Genomic DNA, 17,994 nt, shown 5'->3' with positions numbered 1-17,994 from the left:
GCAGCGAACTGCTCCGTGCGGAGTATCACAAACCGGACCATTCGGATGACATTCCGTGCGGGGTATCCCGTTGCGTAACAGAAGCGTCATCTGTCAAGGGACCGTGTTAACCGCCTGGAAACTAGCCGGCGGCTAGTGCGAAACACAGGATCTACATCCTTCCTCCCCAGTCGGACACCGACAGACGTGGGAGGGAACGAACCAGTGGAACTCAACAGCGGTGATACCGCCTTCATTTTGGCGTGTGCCGCGCTCGTGCTGCTCATGACGCCAGGTGTGGCCCTGTTCTACGGCGGCCAGGCCCGGTCCAAGAGCGTGCTGAACATGATGATGATGTGCTTCAGCGCGCTCGGGATCGTCGGCGTCCTGTGGATCCTCTACGGCTACTCGATGGCCTTCGGCACCGACATCGGTGGCGGCATCCTCGGCAACCCGTTCGAGAACTTCGGCCTGAGCTCAATCCTCGCCAACGACGAGGAGGCCAACGCCCTTCCGGACCTGGCGTTCGTGAGCTTCCAGGCGATGTTCGCGATCCTGACGACCGCGCTGATCGCCGGTGCGGCAGCGGACCGGATGAAGTTCGGTGCCTGGCTGCTGTTCTCCGGCCTCTGGGCCACGCTGGTCTACTTCCCGGTCGCGCACTGGGTCTTCGACCTGGACAACGGCTGGATCGCCGCCGGTCTTGGCGCGCTGGACTTCGCCGGTGGTACCGCGGTCCACATCAACGCCGGTGTCGCTGCCCTGGTGCTCTGCATCATCATGGGCAAGCGTCGCGGCTGGCCGGGTGAGGCCATGCGGCCGCACAACCTGACCCTGGTCATGCTGGGCGCCGGTATCCTGTGGTTCGGCTGGTTCGGCTTCAACGCCGGTTCTTCCGGTGCCGCCGACTGGGCGGCCGCCTACGCGTTCACCAACACCATCGCCGCGACCGCCGCCGCGATCCTCGGCTGGCTGATCGTCGAGAAGGTCCGCTACGGCAAGGCCACCTCGCTGGGTGCCGCGTCGGGCATCGTGGCCGGTCTGGTCGCCATCACGCCGGCCTGTGCCGCGGTGTCCCCGATCGGCGCGCTGATCATCGGTGCGATCGGTGGTGCGGTCAGCGCCTGGGCCGTCGGCCTGAAGTACAAGCTGGGCTACGACGACTCGTTCGACGTGGTCGGCGTGCACTTCGTCGCCGGTCTCTGGGGCACCCTGGCCATCGGCCTGTTCGGCACCGAGATCGCGCCCGACGAGACCAACGGCCTGTTCTACGGCGGTGGCGTGACCCAGCTCGGGATCCAGGCGCTGGCGGCGCTCGCGACCATCGTCTACTGCGCCATCGTCACGACGATCATCGTCTACATCATCAAGTTCACCATCGGCCTGCGGGTCGAGGACGAGGTCGAGCAGACGGGCATCGACGAGGCCGAGCACGCCGAGACCGGCTACGAGCTGTCCGGCCTGCGTGGCGGCGCCGGCCTCGGCTCCGCGCCGAAGCCCCCCGCCTCGGCGGAGCCGACCACCCCGGCGAAGCAGGAGGCCTGACCCATGAAGCTCGTGACAGCAATCGTCAAGCCGTTCGTCCTCGAGGACGTCAAGGGTGCGCTCGAGCAGATCGGCGTGCTGGGTCTGACGATCAGCGAGGTCCAGGGCTACGGCCGGCAGAAGGGCCACACCGAGGTCTACCGGGGCGCCGAGTACTCGGTCGACTTCGTGCCCAAGGTCCGGGTCGAGGTCGTCGTGGACGACGCCCTGCTGGACAAGGTCGTGGACGCGGTCGTCGAGGCAGCCCGCACCGGCAAGATCGGTGACGGGAAGGTCTGGGTGACGGCCGTCGAGACCGTCGTCCGGGTCCGCACCGGCGAGCGCGGAACCGACGCGATCTGAGCTCGGATATCAGCGGGCGGGCCCGTCGCATCCCCATGGGGGTTGCGGCGGGCCCGTCCGCCGTCCGGGCTCGAACCGGACATACCGGCGCCATCGAGGCGACCGGGGTCGAACGAGCAGAAAGCGGGTGGCGCGGGGAGATGACGGTCCTCGGGTCGGGTGAGGCGGCGGACCTGGTCAAGGCGAAGTCGGTCCTCCTGGAGTCCAACGGCCGGCACCACCACGGTCCGGAGGCGTTGCGGGCCGCGCTGGTCGACCTGCACGACTTCTGGCTCGCGTCGCGCTGCGCGACGCTGGGCATCGGCGGCGAGGGCGGCGGGGTCGCCCTGGTGGCCGTCGGCGCGCTGGGCCGCCGCGACCTGTGTCCGTACTCCGATCTCGACCTGGTCCTGCTGCACGACGGGCGCAAGGGCATCGACACCCTCGCCGAACAGCTCTGGTACCCGCTGTGGGACGCCGGCATCGGGCTGGACCACTCGGTCCGCACCCCCGGCCAGGCCGTCCAGGTCGCGACCACCGACCTGCGCGCCGCGCTCGGGCTGCTGGAGGCGCGGCACATCGCCGGCGACGGCGCCCTGTCGGGCAAGGTCCGGGACGCCGTCCGGCAGGCATGGCGGGCGGGCATCCGGAGCCGGTTCGACGAGATCGTGGAGACCACCACCGAGCGCTGGCGGCGTAACGGCGACGTCGCGCACCGGATCGAACCGGACCTCAAGAGCGGTCACGGCGGGCTGCGCGACATCCAGCTGGTCGACGCGCTGGCGACCGCCCAGCTGGTCGACCGGCCGTCCACCGAGGTGGTGGAGGCCAGGACGCTGCTGCTGAACGTGCGCACCGAGCTGCACCGGCACTCCGGCCGCTCCCGGGACGTGCTGCGCGCCCAGGACGCCGACGAGATCGCGGCGAGTGTCGGCTTCACCGACGTCGGCGACCGCTTCGACCTGGCCAGGGCGCTGTCCGGCGCGGCGCGGGCGGTCGCCTTCAGCGCCGAGGTCGGCCTGCGCCAGGCACGCAACGCGCTGCCCCGCCGCGGACTGGCGGCGCTGCGCCGGGCGCCCGTGCGGCGCCCGCTGGACTCCGGCGTCGTCGAGCACGGCGGTGAGGTCGGCCTGGCCCGTGACGCCTCGGCGGCGAAGGACCCGGCCCTGGTGCTGCGGGTCGCCGCCACCGCGGCCCGCACCGGGCTGCCGATCTCGGCCGGCACCCTGACCCGGCTCGCCGACACCGCCCCCGAGCTGCGCACACCGTGGCCGCGGGCGGCGCTGGCGGAGCTGCTCGCGCTGCTCGGCACCGGCCAGGCGATCGTCGACGTGATCGAGTCACTGGACCGGACCGGGCTGTGGGGCCGGTTGTTCCCCGAGTGGGGTGCGGTGCGCGACCTGCCCCCGCGGGACCGGACGCACGTGTGGACGGTCGACCGGCACCTGGTCGAGGTCTGCGCGCAGGCCGCCCGGCTGACCACCCGGGTGTCCCGGCCGGACCTGCTGCTGGTCGGCGCGCTGCTGCACGACATCGGCAAGGGCCGCGGCGGCGACCACTCGGTGGTGGGGGAGTCCCTGGTCCGCCAGATCGGCGACCGGCTCGGGATGCGCGAGTCCGACGTCGAGATGCTCGCCGCGATGGTCCGCCACCACCTGCTGCTCCCGCACACCGCCACCCGTCGTGACCCGGAGGACCCGGCGACGGTGACCCGGGTGCTGGACACCCTGCGGGCCGCCGTCGGCGTCGACGACGAGCGGGTCGCGGTACTGGTCGAGCTGCTCGACGCCCTCGCCGAGGCGGACTCGCTCGGCACCGGGCCCGGGGTGTGGAGCCCGTGGCGGCGCACCCTGATCCAGGGGTTGGCCGGACGTTGCCTGAGCGCGCTCGACGGGCGGCCGTTCGTCGAGCCGGGCCCGCCCGACCCGGCGTACAAGGAAATGATCGAGGCGGTCGTCGAGGACGGGGCGCCGCAGGTCCGGTTCTCCACCGGCGACGACGTCGCGACCGTCGCCGTCGCGCTGCCCGGCGGGCGCGGCGCGCTCTCCGCGGTCGCCGGCGTGGTGGCCCTGCACTCGTTGCAGGTGCACACCGCCGACGTCGCGATCACCCCGGCCGGCGACGGCGGGGCGGTCGCGGTCCTCACGTTCGCGGTGACCCCGCGGTTCGGCGGGCTGCCCGATCCGGCGCTCGTCCGCTCCGACCTGATCCGGGTGCGGGCCGGATCGCTCGGGCTGTCCGAGGCGCTGGCCCGCAAGGAACGCGACTACGCGCCGTCGACGCCGGAGGTCGAGCGGACCGCGCCGCCGCGGGTGCTCTGGTTCGACGACGAGGCCAGCGGCGCGGTCGTCCTGGAGCTGCGCGGCACCGACCGGATCGGGCTGCTGCACCACGTCACCGCCGCCCTCGAACGGACCGGGGTGGACCTGGTCTGGGCCCGGGTGGAGACGCTCGGCGCCTCGATCGTCGACTCCTTCGGGATCGCCGGGTCGCCGGACCGGGCGGCCCGCCGGGAGATCGAACGGGCGGTGCTCGCCGCCGCGGCGGCCCGTCCGCGGGGCTGACCCCGGGCCGCTGCGCGCTCCGCGAGCATCGCCCCTCGGCGTGTCCACCCGCGCCCGCGCGGTCTTGCCGCGTTCGCACGGGTTCGCCGCGTTCGCACGGGATTCGATTTCGTGCGAACGTGACGAACCCGTGCGGCTGTGGTCGGGGTGTGGATCGCGCGGGCGGGCAGCGGCGCGATGTGTGCCCCGATCCCGGGCTCCGCGCTGGGGTGCCCCGGCATGAGGGCCCGCGCCGACGGGCCCGGTGCGAGGACCTGCACCGACGGCCCAGGCATGAGGGCCCGCGCCGACGGGCCCCGTGCGACGACCTGCACCGACGGGCCCGGTGTTGGGGCCCGCGCCGACCGCCCCGGTGCGAGGACCTGCTCCGACGGCCCCGGCACGAGGGCCGCGCCGACCGCCCCGGCACGAGGAGCAGCACCGACGGCCCCGGCGCGATGCGCCCACAGCCCGGCGCGAGCTGCCAGGACCGACCCCACGCCACGAGACCCCGCCCCGCGCAACAGAACCCGGGCCCCACAGCCCACACGATCGGAACAGATGAGGACGATCCCCACCGAACGGAACCGAGGCGACGCCACGCCCACCCTGCACGACAGGCCGTGTTCGTGATGGAACGATCCGCGACCCCGGACCGTTGCGTCGTGCGTGAGCCTTGCGCGCGCCGTCGATCCGCTCCTCGTCCCGCTTCCCGGCCGGACCCTGCTGCTGGTCGCCGGGCTGCCCGGAGCCGGGAAGTCCACGTTGCTGGCGGCGATGACCGCGCCGGCCGGTGTCCGGGTGCTCGACTCCGGCGCCGCCCGCAGCGTCCTGGCGCGCCGGCTCCCCGCGGCGACGCCGTACCGGTCGTACCGCTGGCTCACCCATCTGGCGCACCGGACCGGCGTCGTGCTGGCCTGCGCCGGCCGGGACGAGACCGTGGTGGTCCACCTGCCCGCGACCTCGGCCGCGGTCCGGGCGGCGGTCCGGGTGCTGGCCAGGGCGTCGCGCCGGGCCCCGCACCTGCTGTGGCTGGACGTGCCCCCGGACCAGGCGCTGGCCGGGCAGCGGGCCCGCGGCCGGGTGGTGCGTCCGCGGCCGTTCGCGGTGCACGTCGAGCGCGCCAGGTCGACCTCCGAACGGCTGCGTGCGGGCCGCGAACGGGGCTGGGCCTCGGTTCGCACCGCGGATCGCTCCGGCGCCCGCCGGGGCCTGGCACTGGCCAAGTAGGCTGGTAAGGGTGTTCGACTCCCTCTCCGAGCGGCTCGGATCCACGCTGCGTGACCTCCGCGGCAAGGGCCGGCTCTCCGACGCCGACATCGACGCCACCGCGCGCGAGATCCGGATCGCCCTGCTGGAGGCGGACGTCGCGCTGCCGGTGGTCCGCCAGTTCATCAACCGGGTCAAGGAGCGGGCCAAGGGTGCGGAGGTCTCGCAGGCCCTGAACCCCGCCCAGCAGGTCGTCAAGATCGTCAACGAGGAGCTCGTGGCGATCCTCGGCGGCGAGACCCGGCGGCTGAACCTGGCCAAGGAACCGCCGACCGTCATCATGCTGGCCGGTCTGCAGGGTGCCGGTAAGACGACGCTGGCGGGCAAGCTGGCCCGCTGGCTCAAGGGGCAGGGGCACACCCCGCTGCTGGTGGCCTGCGACCTGCAGCGCCCCAACGCCGTCAACCAGCTGCAGATCGTCGGCGAGCGGGCCGGGGTGCCGACGTTCGCGCCGCACCCGGGTGCCACCGGCTCCGGTGAGCCGTCGGAGACCTCGGCCCACCCGCCCGGCGACCCGGTCGCTGTCGCCCGCGACGGCATCGCGCACGCCCGCGACAAGCAGTACGACGTCGTCGTCGTCGACACCGCGGGCCGGCTCGGCGTCGACGAGGAGCTGATGCGCCAGGCGTCCGACATCCGGACGGCGGTGCAGCCCGACGAGGTCCTGTTCGTCGTCGACGCGATGATCGGTCAGGACGCGGTCGCCACCGCGGAGGCGTTCCAGGACGGTGTCGGCTTCACCGGCGTCGTACTGACCAAGCTCGACGGCGACGCCCGCGGCGGTGCCGCACTGAGCGTCCGCGAGGTCACCGGGCAGCCGATCCTGTTCGCGTCGAACGGGGAGAAGCTCGAGGACTTCGACGTCTTCCACCCGGACCGGATGTCGTCGCGCATCCTCGGGATGGGCGACCTGCTGACCCTGATCGAGCAGGCCGAGCAGTACTTCGACGCCGAGCAGTCGGCCGCCGCTGCGCAGAAGATCAGCTCCGGTGAGCTGTCCCTGGAGGACTTCCTCCAGCAGATGCTGCAGCTGCGCAAGATGGGTCCGATCGGCAACATCCTCAACATGCTCCCGGGTGCGAACCAGGGGCAGATGAAGGCCGCGCTGGACCAGGTCGACGACCGGCAGATCGACCGGCTGCAGGCGATCATCCGGAGCATGACGCCCGCCGAGCGGGACGACCCGAAGATGATCAACGCCTCCCGCAGGGTGCGCATCGCGAACGGCTCCGGGACCACGGTGTCGGACGTGAACGACCTGGTCAACCGGTTCTTCGAGGCCCGCAAGATGATGAAGCAGATGGCCGGCCAGTTCGGCCTCGGCGGTGGCGGGCGGAGCGCGACGAAGAAGATCCCGAAGAACCCGCGCAAGGCCCGCCAGGCGAAGAAGGGCCGGCGCAGCGGCAACCCGGCGAACCGGGCCGCGCAGGGTGCGCCGGACCTGTCGAACCTGCCGCCGAGCCTGCAGCAGCTGCCGCCCGGCCTCGGTTCGATGGACCAGCTGCCGCCCGGTTTCGACCCGTCCAAGCTGAACTTCGGCAAGAACAAGTGACGTAGCCTCCGGGCCATGTCGGATCTTCCTGCCGCGGGGTGGCGGCTGCGCGGAACCCTGCTCGGGCCGGACGGCGCGCAGGGTGCCGATCTCTACGTCGACGGGTCCGGGCGGATCAGCCCGGACCCGCTGCCCGGGGCCGAAGACCTGACCGTCGACGGCTGGATCGTCCCCGGCCTGGTCGACGCGCACTGCCACGTCGGGCTGGGACCGAACGGGCCGATCACCGACCTGGAGGAGTGCGCGGAGCAGGCCCGCACCGACCGGGACGCGGGCACCCTGCTGATCCGGGACTGCGGCTCACCGGTCGACACCTCGGCCCTGCAACTGCGCGACGACCTCCCGGAGATCATCCGGGCCGGCCGGCACGTGGCCCGGCCCAAGCGCTACATCCCGGGCCTGGCCAGCGAGCTGGACGACCCGCGGCTGCTCGTCGACGAGGTCCGCACCCAGGCAGCCCGCGGCGACGGCTGGGTGAAGCTGGTCGGCGACTGGATCGACCGGGGTCTCGGCGACGGCGCCGACCTGGCCCCGCTCTGGCCGGACGAGGTGCTCGCCGAGGCGATCGCCGCCGCCCACGAGGTGGGCGCCCGGGTCACCGCGCACGTGTTCGGCACCGACGCGCTGCCCGGCCTGATCGGCGCCGGGATCGACTGCATCGAGCACGGCACCGGCCTCACCGACGACCTGATCGCCGAGATGGCCCGCCGGGGCACCGCGCTGGTGCCGACCCTGATCAACGTGGAGACGTTCCCGTCGATCGCCGAGCAGGCCACCCGGTACCCGCGCTACGCCGGGCACATGCGGGACCTGCACGCACACGCCTGGGAGACGGTGGGCCGGGCCATCGAGGCCGGGGTGCCGGTGTACGCGGGCACCGACGCGGGCGGCGGCATCCGGCACGGCCGGATCGCCGACGAGGTCGCCGAGCTGGCCCGCGCCGGTCATCCCGACCCGATCGGTGCCGCCAGCTGGTCGGCGCGGGCCTGGCTGGGCCGACCGGCCGGTCCGGCGCCGGGGGCGCCCGCCGAACTCGTCGTCTACGACCGTGATCCGCGTGACGACCTCGGCGTGCTCCGGGACCCGTCGGTGGTTGTGATCAGGGGCCGTCGGGTATCTGTGGGGGCATGAGCTCCACGCCCGGGCCGCCGGGCCCCAGCGGCCACACCTCGGACCCGGGGGACCGATCGTCCGGTCAGGAGGGGTGGGCCGGGCCCGCCGGTGCGCAACCGGGCCCACCCGACGACGGCACCGCGGCGCACGAGGCAGCAGGCCCGGGCGACCGGTATCACGACCCGGCCGGCCACCCCACCGTGCAGCCCGATCCGGCGACATACGGCGGCGTGCAGCAGCAGCACGGTCCGGCGGCGTACGGCGGCGCGCCGCAGCAGCCCGGCCCGCCGGGCCACGGCGCGCCGTACGGCTACGGCACCGCCCGGCCCGCCCCGCCCCCGCAGTACGCCGCCGCCGGCCACGCACCGCCCTGGCCCGGCCCGGGCGCCCCGCACCACGGCCCGGCCGGTCACGGCCCGCCGCCGGAGCCGCCGACCGGCCCGTTCGGGCTGAGCCCGTCACCGACCCCGCGGGTGCGCTGGGGGCTGTGGGCCTTCCTCGTCGTCGAGATCGTGTTCCTCGGCGCGTCGGCGGTGATGGCCTGGACCACCGGCGTGGACTCCGCCGGGGGCGTGCTGCTGGCGATCGCGGTGCCGACGATGCTGGCCGCGCTGACCTGCATCCTGTGGACACTCTGGCGCGGCGACGGCCCGGCGGCCGACCTGGGTCTGCGGTTCCGCTGGGAGGACGTCGGGGTCGGGCTGCTGATCGGCATCGCCGGGCTGTTCGTCACCGTGCCGGCCGCGCTGCTCTACCTGTATCTGGTCGGCCCGGAGCTCAGCACCTCGGTCGGGGTGGCGTTCGAGGGGATCACCGCCGGCTGGCCGATCGCGCTCGCCGTGATGTTCGGGGTGGTGGTGATCGCCCCGGTCTGCGAGGAGATCGTCTACCGCGGGCTGCTCTGGAACGCGGTCGCCAAGTGGATCAGCAACCGCTGGGTGGTCTTCGTGATCACCACGCTGGTGTTCGCGATCGCCCACCTGGAGTTCCTTCGGGCGCCGCTGCTGTTCGTGGTCGCGCTGCCGCTGGGCATCGCGCGCATCCTGACCGGCCGGATCACCGCCAGCATCGTGGCGCACGCGGTGAACAACTTCCTGCCCGGCCTGGCGCTGGCCCTCATGCTGGTCGGGGCCCTGCCGCAGGTCTGAGGGCCGTCTGGCAGAATAACCCGTCGGGTCCGTGGCCGGCCCTCTACCAGCCACGGCCGATGACCTTCGAGTGAGCGAGCCCGTACCCCACGCGAGCGCCAGCTGACTCATCGCAGCACGACACGACATTCGCGAGGAGCAACACAGCGTGGCCGTCAAGATCAAGCTGATGCGTCTGGGCAAGATCCGTCAGCCGTACTACCGCGTCGTCGTCGCGGACTCCCGTACGCGCCGCAACGGTCGTGCCATCGAGACGATCGGCAAGTACCACCCGAAGAACGAGCCGAGCCTGATCGAGATCGACTCGCAGCGGGCGCAGTACTGGCTGGGTGTCGGCGCGCAGCCGACCGAGTCCGTGCAGAACCTGCTGGAGATCACCGGCGACTGGCAGAAGTTCAAGGGCCTGCCGGGCACCGAGGGCACCCTGAAGCCGCAGCTGGAGAAGGTCGACAAGCTCGCCCGGTTCCAGCAGGCGCTGGCCGAGGCGAACGACGAGCCGACCACCGCGGCCACTACGCCGAAGAAGAAGGGTGGAAACGACCGGGTCGGCAAGACCGCGGACGCCGCCCCGGCCGAGGCCGCCACGAAGAGCGACGACGTCGTCGACGCCACCAAGGACGCCGACGCGCCTGCCGCCGAGTCGTGATCCGGCGGGCCACGGCTCCCGCGGGGGCGACGACATGAGCGTCCTCGCGGACGCGCTCGAGCACCTCGTGCGCGGCATCGTCGACCACCCCGACGACGTCCGGGTGGAGCTGGTCACCGGGCGGCGCGGCCGGATCCTCGAGGTCCGCGTGCACCCGGACGACCTGGGCAAGGTGATCGGCCGTGGCGGCCGGACCGCCACCGCGCTGCGCAACGTCATCGGCGGCGTGGGCGGCCGAGGGGTCCGGGTCGACGTGGTCGACACCGACCGGTGACGGGCCCCGTCCCGCACGACACCGACGCCGGCCGGGCCTCCACGGAGGTCCTGGTCGGCGTCGTCGTGCGTGTACACGGCCTGCGCGGCGAGGTCGTCGTCGAGTCGCGCACCGACTCGCCCGAGCAGCGGTTCACCCCCGGGGCGGTCCTGCGGGGAGCCCGGCGCGGCGGCGCCGGAACGAGCACGCTGACCGTCTCGTCCGCCCGGCCGCACTCCGGCCGCTGGCTGGTCCTGTTCGAGGGGGTCGCCGACCGGGACGCCGCCGAGGCGCTGCGCGGCGTCCAGCTGCTGCTCCCGACCGACGAGCTGGCCGCCCCGGCCGACCCGGACGAGTTCCACGTCCACCAGCTCACCGGCCTGCGCGCCGAGCTGGTCGACGGCACCGCGGCCGGCACCGTCGTCGACGTCGTGCACGGCCCCGGCGGCTCGCTGCTGGTGGTCCGGCGCCCGGCGGGTCACGACGCGCTGGTGCCGTTCGTCGGCGCCATCGTCCCGACCGTCGATCTCGCGGACGGACGCGTGGTGCTCGATCCGCCGGACGGTCTGCTCGACCCGGCCGAGGACTGACCCTCCCTCTCCCGACGGGCCCGGCGGCAGTGCGCCGCCGGGCCCGTCGCACGCCCAGTGCGTCAACCAAGGTTGACAACGGGTGCGCGTCAACCTAAGTTGACACCCATGAGTGATGCGACGGCGGTGGCCGCGGCGGCGTCCAGCAAGGACCCGGCCGTCGGTCTGGCGGCGGTGGCGGCCCTGCGCGGACTGCAGGAGTCCCTGGAGGAGCTCCAGGTGACCAACGCCCGTGACCGGGGCTGGTCCTGGCAGCAGATCGCCGACGCGTTGCAGATCAGCCGGCAGGCGGTGCACAAGAAGTACCGCCGGCTCGGCCTGTAGAGGGGAGACGACCGTGTTCGAGAGGTTCACCGACCCGGCCCGGCGGGCCGTGGTGCTCGCCCAGGAACAGGCGCGCGAGCGCGGTGCCGGGCGGATCGGCCCGGAGCACCTGCTGCTGGGGATCCTGTGCTGCCCCGGCTCGCCGGGGGAGGAGCTGCTGCGGGACGCGGGGATCGGGATCGCCGGGGTCGAACGCGGTCTCGCGGCCGGGGCCACCGGCGACGCGGCGGCGCTGGCCACGCTGGGCATCGACCTCGACGAGGTGCGCCGGGCCGCCGAGGAGACGTTCGGCCCGGGGGCGCTGGACCGCACCCGCGGCCGCCGGTGGTTCGCCGGGCACATCCCGTTCGAGAAGGCGTCGAAGAAGTCCCTGGAGCTCGCGCTGCGCGAGGCGATCCGGCTCGGCGACCGGCACATCGGCACCGAGCACGTGCTGCTCGGGCTGCTGCATCCCGAGCACCCGGCGTCCCGGGTGCTGGCCGCGCACGGCGTCACCCTGGACGGGATGCGCCGGGCGGTGTCCGAGCGGCGCGGTCGCCGGGCGGGCTGAGCCGCCGGGGCGGTCCCGGCACGCCCGGCGCCGGCGCGCCGGCGATCTCCGCGCCGAACACCGCCGCGGCGACGAGCAGGTAGGCCAGCAGCAGCCAGGAGACCAGCACGAACGCGACGCCGATCGCGCCGAACCGGTCCGCCTGGGAGTCGATCGCCAGCCGCAGGTACGGCCCGGACAGCGCGGCGATCGCGGTCTGGCCCGCGGCGATGATCAGCGCGCCCGGGAGCAGCCTGCGCAACCGGATCCGGTCGCGAGCAGCAGCCACTGCGCCGGCAGCCACAGGATGATCGCCAGCGCCGCGTGCACGGCCAGCGCGGTGGCCGGGAACCGGTCGCCCGACGGGCTCAGCACGACGCTGCAGACGACCGCCGTGACCAGGGCGAGCACCGCCACCGGCCCGTGCAGGTACCCGCGCAGGCCGAGCGGCGGCAGCGACCACGCGGCGACGTGCAGCCGCTGCAGCGTGCGGGTGAAACCGAACCCGGTGAGCAGGATCAGCACCGTTCCGCCGACGATCCCGGACGTCGCGGGGGCCGGCGGGGGCTGCATCAGCTCCCGGACCGCGGCCGCCGCCTCGCCGGACAGGTCGAACCGGGTGACCAGCCACTCCTGCGGCCCGCCCGCGCCGGACGGCAGGTATGCGGCGGCCAGCATCACCGCGGGGACCAGCGCGACGAACGCCTGCGCGGCCAGCGCGAGCGCCCGGTCGTAGCCGCTGGCGGCGACGAACCGGGCGGCCAGCCGGCCGACCAGCGAGCCGCGGTAGAGCGCTCCGAGGCGGTCGCGGTGCACCGCCCCGAACCGGCCGGGCGGCCGGCTGTGGGACGGGGCCGTCCGGTCGGTCGGCGGATCGGACGGCATCGGCGCTCCCGGCTCGGTGGTGCGCGACAGGTGGTCGCCACACGGTAGGCGGGTCCGGACGGGGGCGTCCTCACTCCCGGTGGGTGAGCGCACCGGCGCCGGAGGTGTCCGCGGGCGGATCACGGCCGCCTGCGACGATCCGCCACGTGCGGATCGACGTCGTCACCATCTTCCCGGCCTACCTGGACCCGCTGCGCGAGGCGCTGCTGGGCCGGGCCGTCGAACGCGGCCTGCTGGAGGTGGCCGTGCACGACCTGCGCCGCTGGACGCACGACGTGCACCAGGCCGTCGACGACGCACCGTACGGCGGCGGCCCCGGGATGGTGATGCGCCCGCAGGTGTGGGGCGAGGCGCTCGACGAGGTACTGGCGGCCGGGCCGCAGCCGGCCCGGCTGGTGGTCCCGACGCCCGCCGGGCGGCCCTTCACCCAGGCGACCGCGCGGGCCTGGGCGGACGAGCGGCGGCTGGTGTTCGCCTGCGGCCGCTACGAGGGCATCGACGAGCGGGTGCTGCTCGACGCCCGCCACCGGGGCGTCGAGGTCGACGAGGTCTCGATCGGCGACTACGTGCTGGTCGGCGGCGAGGTCGCGGTGCTGGTGATGGTCGAGGCGGTCGCCCGGCTGCTGCCCGGGGTGCTCGGCAACCCGCGCTCGGCGGCCGAGGACTCGTTCTCCGACGGCCTGCTCGAAGGCCCCTCCTACACCCGCCCGGAGACCTGGCGCGGACTCGCCGTGCCGGACGTCCTGCGGGGCGGCAACCACGCCGCGATCGCCCGCTGGCGGCGGGACCGGGCGCTCGAACGGACCCGCGACCGTCGTCCCGACCTGCTCGACGCGCTCCCGCCGGACGCGCTCGACGCCGCCGACCGCGCGGTGCTGGCCGCCGGGCGGGACGACGCCGCCGGGGACCGGCCGCAGGGCTGACCGGGCCCGGTCACCCGGCGATCCGGACGACCGTCCGGCGCCCGCCGGAACTCCCCGGCGGCCGGTTCCGGGGCGCCCGGAGCACCGGGTGTCCGGGCCGATCGGCCCGTCTGGCACTATGGACGGGTTGCCAGCGCCGCGTGCGGTGCCCGGTGACGGTGGTGCGCGCCGGTCGAGGAGATCGTGCGCCGCGCGGGCCGTACCGGAGCCCGCCACCCGGTCGAGTGTCCCACCGGCGAGGTGCGGATCACCCGGGTGGCCCGGGAGCAGACCCGGAACGAACCCGGGGTGGCACCGCACGACCTGCACGAACACGCACGACACACGAGGACGGACCGTCGACATGAACACCCTGGACGCTCTGGACGCGCAGACCCTGCGCTCCGACATCCCGAACTTCCGGCCCGGGGACACGCTCAAGGTGCACGTGAAGGTCATCGAGGGCAACCGGACCCGTACCCAGGTCTTCCAGGGTGTGGTCATCCGCCGGCACGGCGCCGGGGCCCGGGAGACCTTCACCGTCCGCAAGATCTCGTTCGGGGTCGGCGTCGAGCGCACCTTCCCGGTGCACACGCCGAACATCGACAAGATCGAGGTCGCGACCCGCGGCGACGTCCGCCGGGCGAAGCTGTACTACCTCCGTGACCTGCGCGGCAAGGCCGCGAAGATCAAGGAGCGCCGACAGGCCCCGTCCGCGTCCTGACCGTCACCCCGTCGTGACGGGCGGGTGACGTAATCTCGAACCGTGGCCTTCCCCGAGCTCCCCGATGACCGCCGGGCCCGCCCCCGGCGGTATCGCGGTGGCGACGCTCCCGAGCGCCCCGGCCGGCGACGGGCCCCCGAGGCCCCGCCGCCGGCGGACGCCCAGGGCGCCGGCGGCGAGCAGGACTGGCTCCTCGGGGCGGCCCTGCAGCACGGCGTCCCGGCCCGCACGGACGACGACCCGGCCGAGCCGGCGTCGTACGGGGTGCGTACCCGGCACGCCGAGCCCGGGCCGGAGGACGACCAGGACCGGCCCGGCCGGTACCGCAACGGTTACGGCACGGTCGCCGGGGAGCGCCGCGGCCGGCACGGGTCCGGGCGCAACGGCGTCGCACCCGATCCGGACGGCTACACCAACGGTCATCGCCCGGGCCACGACCCGGCCGGCGGTCCCGCCGCCCGCAACGGCCGCGACAACGGCCGCGACCCGGGCCACGGCGGTGCGGACGGGGCCGTGACCGACGGCCCCGACTCGCTGCGGGCCCGGTACGCCGGGCGGCTGGCCGACACCGGGACCAACGGGACGGGCGGCCGCAGGCGGGCCGAGGACCGTTCCTGGCCGCCTGCCGGGCGACCCCGGCCGGACGACGCCGACGACCACCGCCCGCGCCGCGCCGACGGTGCGGGCGATCCGCCGCCCCGGCGGGCCCGCCCGGAGGGCGGCGAGGCCCGGCCCGGCCGCGTCCGGCACCCGGACGGCGACGGGTCCCGTCCCACCCGCACCGGCAGCCACCGCCGCGAGCCCGGCCCGGCCGGACCCCCGCCGAGGCACCCGGGCGCCGATCCCCGCCCCGGGCACCGTCCGCCCGAGGCGCCGGGCCGCCACGGCGACACCGCGAACAGCCGCTGGGCCGCCCCCGGCGTCGGCACCGGCTTCGAGCCGCCCGCCGGCCCGGCCCGGCCCAACGGCCACGCCCGCCGCGCGGTCCACCCGGAGCGGCCGGACGGCTACGCCCGGCCCGCCGGGTTCGACGCTCACCCGCCGCAGCAGCCCGAGGCCCCGCGGCGCCGCGACGCCGGTCGCGACGCGCCGGCCCGGCCCGGTGCGCGGCACGGCGGCGATGCCGGCCCGCCCACCGCCTACGACAGCGCTCCGCGACGCCGTCCCGCAGGCCCCGGACAGGGGCCCGGTGCACCCTCCGTCCGCCCGCCGGGGGCGCCGTCGGGCCGGGTGCCGTCCGCCCCGCTCCCGCGCAGCCCGCTGCCGCCGGAGGAGACCACCGTGTTCGGCGGCCCGGCCGCCCCGGCCCGCCCGGGCGACGGTCCGCGCCGCGGCGCACCGGACCCCGACGACGGGTCCGTCCCGCCCGGTGACGCCGAGGCGTTCGAGCCGGAGCGCCGGCGTCGCCGGTCCGCCCGGCCCGTCCCGGAGGCGCCGGAGCCGTCCGTCGAGCCGGATCCCGACGAGCAGCCCGACGACGCGGCCGCGGACGCCGACGCCCCGCGGGCCGGGAAGCGCGGCGATCCGGCCGGGATCTCCGGCCGGATCGCCGCCCTGACCGGCCGGTCGAAGGCGACCCAGGGGGAGGACGGGGAGAAGCGCCAGCTCGCCTTCTGGAAGGAGCTGCTGCTGCTCGCCGGCGTCGCGCTGCTGCTGACGGTGCTGATCCAGACCTTCCTGGCGAAGGTCTACGTCATCCCGTCCGGGTCGATGGAGACGACCCTGCACGGCTGCCCGGGCTGCACCAACGACCGCGTGCTCGTCGACAAGGTGACCTACAACTTCACCGACGTGACGCCGGGCGACATCGTGGTCTTCCGGGGCACCGACGGGTGGAGCGCCGAGGGCTCGACCGGCGGGGGATCGGCCAACCCGCTGCTGCGCGGCCTGGAGACGGTCGGTTCGCTGGTCGGGTTCGCCCCGCCGGACGAGAAGGACTTCGTCAAGCGGGTGATCGCGGTCGGCGGCCAGACGGTGGCCTGCTGTGACGCGCTGAACCAGGTCATGGTGGACGGCCAGCCCCTCGAGGAGCCCTACGTCTACTACCTGCCGGAGGCCGGTCCGGCCCGGCAGATCCCGTTCGGTCCGGTGACGGTGCCCGAGGGCGAGTACTGGATGATGGGCGACTCGCGGAACAACTCCGCGGACTCCCGGGCGGCCGGCCACGGACCGATCCCGGACGCGAACGTGATCGGCAAGGCCCGGCTGATCGTGCTGCCGTTCGACCGGTTCGGCTGGCTCGGCTCGACCAACCCGCAGACCGCGACGGCCTCCGCGGCGGGGCTGCCCGACGGCCTCCCGCTGGCCCTCGGCATGATGGGGGCCCTGCCGTTCGCGCTCGGCCGGCGTCGCACGCTGCGGGCCCGCGCCGAGGCCGAGCGGTTCCTGCCCGCAGTGCGTCCCCCGTCGGGGTGGCGCCGGAGATCCTGACCGGGAGCACCGTGCCGGTTCCCCCGCACCGCGCTCGCCCGGCCGCGGCGACCCGCCGTGCGCGACCCGCACGGCGGCGCCCGGTCCGGGTGCTGCCCGACGGGTTGCGCCCGCCGCGCGCCGTCGTCCGCGACGCCGGCAGCTGGACCCTGCAGTCGGTGCTGCACCGGCACGGCCTCGGCCCGGTCGCCGGGGTGGACGAGGCCGGTCGCGGGGCGAGCGCCGGACCGCTGGTGATCGCGGCCTGCGTGCTCCGCCCGGGTGGTGCGAAGGCGCTCGACGGGCTGACCGACTCGAAGCTGCTGACGCCGTCGGCGCGGGAGTACTGGTTCGGCCGGATCGTGCGGCGGGCCCTGGACCGGGCCGTGATCGTCGTGCCGCCGGCCGAGGTCGACCGCCGCGGGGTGCACGTCGCCAACATCGAGGGGATGCGGCGGGCGGTCGCCGCACTGACCGTCGCGCCGCCCGGGTACGTGCTCACCGACGGCTTCGCGGTCCGCGGTTTCGGCCGTCCCGCCCTCGCGGTGCCCAAGGGCGACCGGGTCGCGGCGTGCATCGCGGCGGCGTCGGTGCTGGCGAAGGTCACCCGGGACCGCATCATGACCGAGCTCGACACCGTGCACGACCGGTACGGCTTCGCCGTGCACAAGGGCTACAACACCCCCGAACACGAGGCGGCGCTGCACGAGCACGGACCGTGCGCGGAGCACCGGTTCTCGTTCGCGAACGTCGCCGCGGTGGCCGGGCGCGGGGTCCCGATCGGGCTGGTCCACAATGAGGATGTCAGCGAGGAGGTCCCTGAGGACCCGGACGGGTCCGCCGAGGAGGCGGATCCGACTCGATGGGAGCCGATGGAGATCGTCACAGGAGGAGCGGGCCGGTGAGCGCCGAGGATCTCGAGAAGTACGAGACCGAGATGGAGCTCACGCTCTACAAGGAGTACCGGGACATCGTCGCCCAGTTCTCCTACGTGGTGGAGACGGAGCGCAGGTTCTACCTGGCGAACTCGGTGGACGTGGCGCCGCGCAACGCCGACGGCGAGGTCTACTTCGAGGTGCGCATGTCGGACGCGTGGGTCTGGGACATGTACCGGCCGGCGCGGTTCGTGAAGAACGTGCGGGTGGTGACGTTCAAGGACGTCAACATCGAGGAGCTGGACACCCCGGACCTGCGGTTACCGGGCGACGAGGCGTTCCCGGGCTGAGCCGCCCCCGCCGAGCCTGCCGCACACCCCCGACAGC

At 74.6% G+C, this 17,994-nt stretch carries 19 protein-coding genes; 17 read left to right on the top strand and 2 right to left on the bottom strand.

All coding sequences use genetic code 11. From position 1 onward, the window contains the following. Nucleotides 1-204: 204 nt before the first annotated feature. The 12 genes from ACVJO7_RS13440 to ACVJO7_RS13385 all read left to right on the top strand — a co-directional run bounded on the left by ACVJO7_RS13440 (nucleotide 205) and on the right by ACVJO7_RS13385 (nucleotide 11,833). Nucleotides 205-1,524, top strand: coding sequence for an ammonium transporter (locus ACVJO7_RS13440; protein ID WP_491673138.1), 1,320 nt, complete (start codon nucleotides 205-207; stop codon nucleotides 1,522-1,524). Between the two features lie 3 nt (nucleotides 1,525-1,527). Beyond that, the gene (locus ACVJO7_RS13435) at nucleotides 1,528-1,866 is read left to right on the top strand and encodes a P-II family nitrogen regulator (protein WP_085912388.1); all 339 of its coding nucleotides are present in this window, start codon (nucleotides 1,528-1,530) and stop codon (nucleotides 1,864-1,866) included. 140 nt (nucleotides 1,867-2,006) lie between these two features. After that, on the top strand, nucleotides 2,007-4,409 hold the full coding sequence (locus ACVJO7_RS13430) for a [protein-PII] uridylyltransferase (RefSeq protein WP_491673137.1): 2,403 nt from the start codon (nucleotides 2,007-2,009) through the stop codon (nucleotides 4,407-4,409). 648 nt (nucleotides 4,410-5,057) lie between these two features. Next, nucleotides 5,058-5,618: an AAA family ATPase gene (locus ACVJO7_RS13425; protein ID WP_491673136.1), complete on the top strand. Its 561-nt coding sequence runs from the start codon at nucleotides 5,058-5,060 to the stop codon at nucleotides 5,616-5,618. 10 nt (nucleotides 5,619-5,628) lie between these two features. Continuing rightward, nucleotides 5,629-7,209, top strand: a complete 1,581-nt coding sequence (gene ffh / locus ACVJO7_RS13420) for a signal recognition particle protein (protein ID WP_491673135.1) — start codon at nucleotides 5,629-5,631, stop codon at nucleotides 7,207-7,209. 15 nt (nucleotides 7,210-7,224) lie between these two features. Continuing rightward, complete coding sequence (locus ACVJO7_RS13415) at nucleotides 7,225-8,340, top strand: amidohydrolase family protein (RefSeq protein WP_491673134.1); 1,116 nt, start codon at nucleotides 7,225-7,227, stop codon at nucleotides 8,338-8,340. Further along, nucleotides 8,337-9,470 (top strand): CPBP family intramembrane glutamic endopeptidase, encoded by a 1,134-nt coding sequence (locus tag ACVJO7_RS13410; RefSeq protein ID WP_491673133.1) that lies wholly within the window; start codon nucleotides 8,337-8,339, stop codon nucleotides 9,468-9,470. Before ACVJO7_RS13415 ends, ACVJO7_RS13410 begins: the two co-directional genes overlap by 4 nt. Before the next feature lie 148 nt (nucleotides 9,471-9,618). Next, entirely contained in the window at nucleotides 9,619-10,116 is a 498-nt protein-coding gene (gene rpsP / locus ACVJO7_RS13405; RefSeq protein WP_491673132.1) for a 30S ribosomal protein S16, read from the top strand. 34 nt (nucleotides 10,117-10,150) lie between these two features. After that, the gene (locus tag ACVJO7_RS13400; RefSeq protein ID WP_344028556.1) at nucleotides 10,151-10,390 is read left to right on the top strand and encodes an RNA-binding protein; all 240 of its coding nucleotides are present in this window, start codon (nucleotides 10,151-10,153) and stop codon (nucleotides 10,388-10,390) included. After that, nucleotides 10,387-10,959, top strand: a complete 573-nt coding sequence (rimM, locus tag ACVJO7_RS13395; protein WP_491673131.1) for a ribosome maturation factor RimM — start codon at nucleotides 10,387-10,389, stop codon at nucleotides 10,957-10,959. The genes ACVJO7_RS13400 and rimM overlap by 4 nt, the downstream gene beginning before the upstream one ends. A 108-nt stretch (nucleotides 10,960-11,067) precedes the next feature. Then, complete coding sequence (locus ACVJO7_RS13390) at nucleotides 11,068-11,283, top strand: helix-turn-helix domain-containing protein (protein WP_491673130.1); 216 nt, start codon at nucleotides 11,068-11,070, stop codon at nucleotides 11,281-11,283. Nucleotides 11,284-11,296: 13 nt separating this feature from the next. Next, the gene (locus tag ACVJO7_RS13385; RefSeq protein WP_491673129.1) at nucleotides 11,297-11,833 is read left to right on the top strand and encodes a Clp protease N-terminal domain-containing protein; all 537 of its coding nucleotides are present in this window, start codon (nucleotides 11,297-11,299) and stop codon (nucleotides 11,831-11,833) included. Here the strand turns inward: ACVJO7_RS13385 and ACVJO7_RS13380 are convergent. Both ACVJO7_RS13380 and ACVJO7_RS13375 read right to left on the bottom strand, forming a co-directional pair. Further along, on the bottom strand, nucleotides 11,775-12,074 hold the full coding sequence (locus tag ACVJO7_RS13380; protein ID WP_491673128.1) for a hypothetical protein: 300 nt from the start codon (nucleotides 12,072-12,074) through the stop codon (nucleotides 11,775-11,777). The genes ACVJO7_RS13385 and ACVJO7_RS13380 overlap by 59 nt on opposite strands. Further along, a complete protein-coding gene (locus ACVJO7_RS13375; RefSeq protein WP_491673127.1) occupies nucleotides 12,047-12,697 on the bottom strand; it encodes a hypothetical protein in 651 nt (216 codons plus the stop codon). The genes ACVJO7_RS13380 and ACVJO7_RS13375 overlap by 28 nt, the downstream gene beginning before the upstream one ends. A 146-nt stretch (nucleotides 12,698-12,843) precedes the next feature. On the opposite strand from ACVJO7_RS13375, the gene trmD reads away from it, so the two are divergent. The 5 genes from trmD (at nucleotide 12,844) to ACVJO7_RS13350 (ending at nucleotide 17,957) form a co-directional block, all read left to right on the top strand. Next, nucleotides 12,844-13,620 carry a tRNA (guanosine(37)-N1)-methyltransferase TrmD gene (trmD, locus tag ACVJO7_RS13370; protein ID WP_491673126.1) on the top strand — a complete coding sequence of 259 codons (777 nt, stop codon included), beginning with the start codon at nucleotides 12,844-12,846 and terminating at the stop codon, nucleotides 13,618-13,620. A gap of 343 nt (nucleotides 13,621-13,963) precedes the next feature. Continuing rightward, the gene (gene rplS / locus ACVJO7_RS13365) at nucleotides 13,964-14,323 is read left to right on the top strand and encodes a 50S ribosomal protein L19 (RefSeq protein ID WP_344028571.1); all 360 of its coding nucleotides are present in this window, start codon (nucleotides 13,964-13,966) and stop codon (nucleotides 14,321-14,323) included. A gap of 42 nt (nucleotides 14,324-14,365) precedes the next feature. After that, complete coding sequence (gene lepB / locus ACVJO7_RS13360; RefSeq protein WP_491673125.1) at nucleotides 14,366-16,753, top strand: signal peptidase I; 2,388 nt, start codon at nucleotides 14,366-14,368, stop codon at nucleotides 16,751-16,753. An 89-nt stretch (nucleotides 16,754-16,842) separates the two neighbouring features. Next, nucleotides 16,843-17,637 carry a ribonuclease HII gene (locus ACVJO7_RS13355; protein WP_491673204.1) on the top strand — a complete coding sequence of 265 codons (795 nt, stop codon included), beginning with the start codon at nucleotides 16,843-16,845 and terminating at the stop codon, nucleotides 17,635-17,637. Then, on the top strand, nucleotides 17,634-17,957 hold the full coding sequence (locus ACVJO7_RS13350) for a DUF2469 domain-containing protein (protein ID WP_085912401.1): 324 nt from the start codon (nucleotides 17,634-17,636) through the stop codon (nucleotides 17,955-17,957). The genes ACVJO7_RS13355 and ACVJO7_RS13350 overlap by 4 nt, the downstream gene beginning before the upstream one ends. The last annotated feature ends 37 nt before the right edge of the window (nucleotides 17,958-17,994 follow it).

This window comes from Pseudonocardia sp. DxW (assembly GCF_058448985.1).
Note: the sequence above shows the minus strand (reverse complement) of the source record. Positions and strands in the feature narration are given on the sequence as shown.

Excerpts from the sequence above, each read along its gene's own strand:
- ACVJO7_RS13390 (WP_491673130.1), top strand. The coding sequence starts at position 11,068 with ATGAGTGATGCGACGGCGGTGGCCGCGGCGGCGTCCAGCAAGGACCCG.
- ACVJO7_RS13375 (WP_491673127.1), bottom strand. The coding sequence starts at position 12,697 with ATGCCGTCCGATCCGCCGACCGACCGGACGGCCCCGTCCCACAGCCGG.
- ACVJO7_RS13415 (WP_491673134.1), top strand. The coding sequence starts at position 7,225 with ATGTCGGATCTTCCTGCCGCGGGGTGGCGGCTGCGCGGAACCCTGCTC.
- rplS (WP_344028571.1), top strand. The coding sequence starts at position 13,964 with ATGAACACCCTGGACGCTCTGGACGCGCAGACCCTGCGCTCCGACATC.
- ACVJO7_RS13435 (WP_085912388.1), top strand. The coding sequence starts at position 1,528 with ATGAAGCTCGTGACAGCAATCGTCAAGCCGTTCGTCCTCGAGGACGTC.
- ACVJO7_RS13410 (WP_491673133.1), top strand. The coding sequence starts at position 8,337 with ATGAGCTCCACGCCCGGGCCGCCGGGCCCCAGCGGCCACACCTCGGAC.
- ACVJO7_RS13400 (WP_344028556.1), top strand. The coding sequence starts at position 10,151 with ATGAGCGTCCTCGCGGACGCGCTCGAGCACCTCGTGCGCGGCATCGTC.
- ACVJO7_RS13430 (WP_491673137.1), top strand. The coding sequence starts at position 2,007 with ATGACGGTCCTCGGGTCGGGTGAGGCGGCGGACCTGGTCAAGGCGAAG.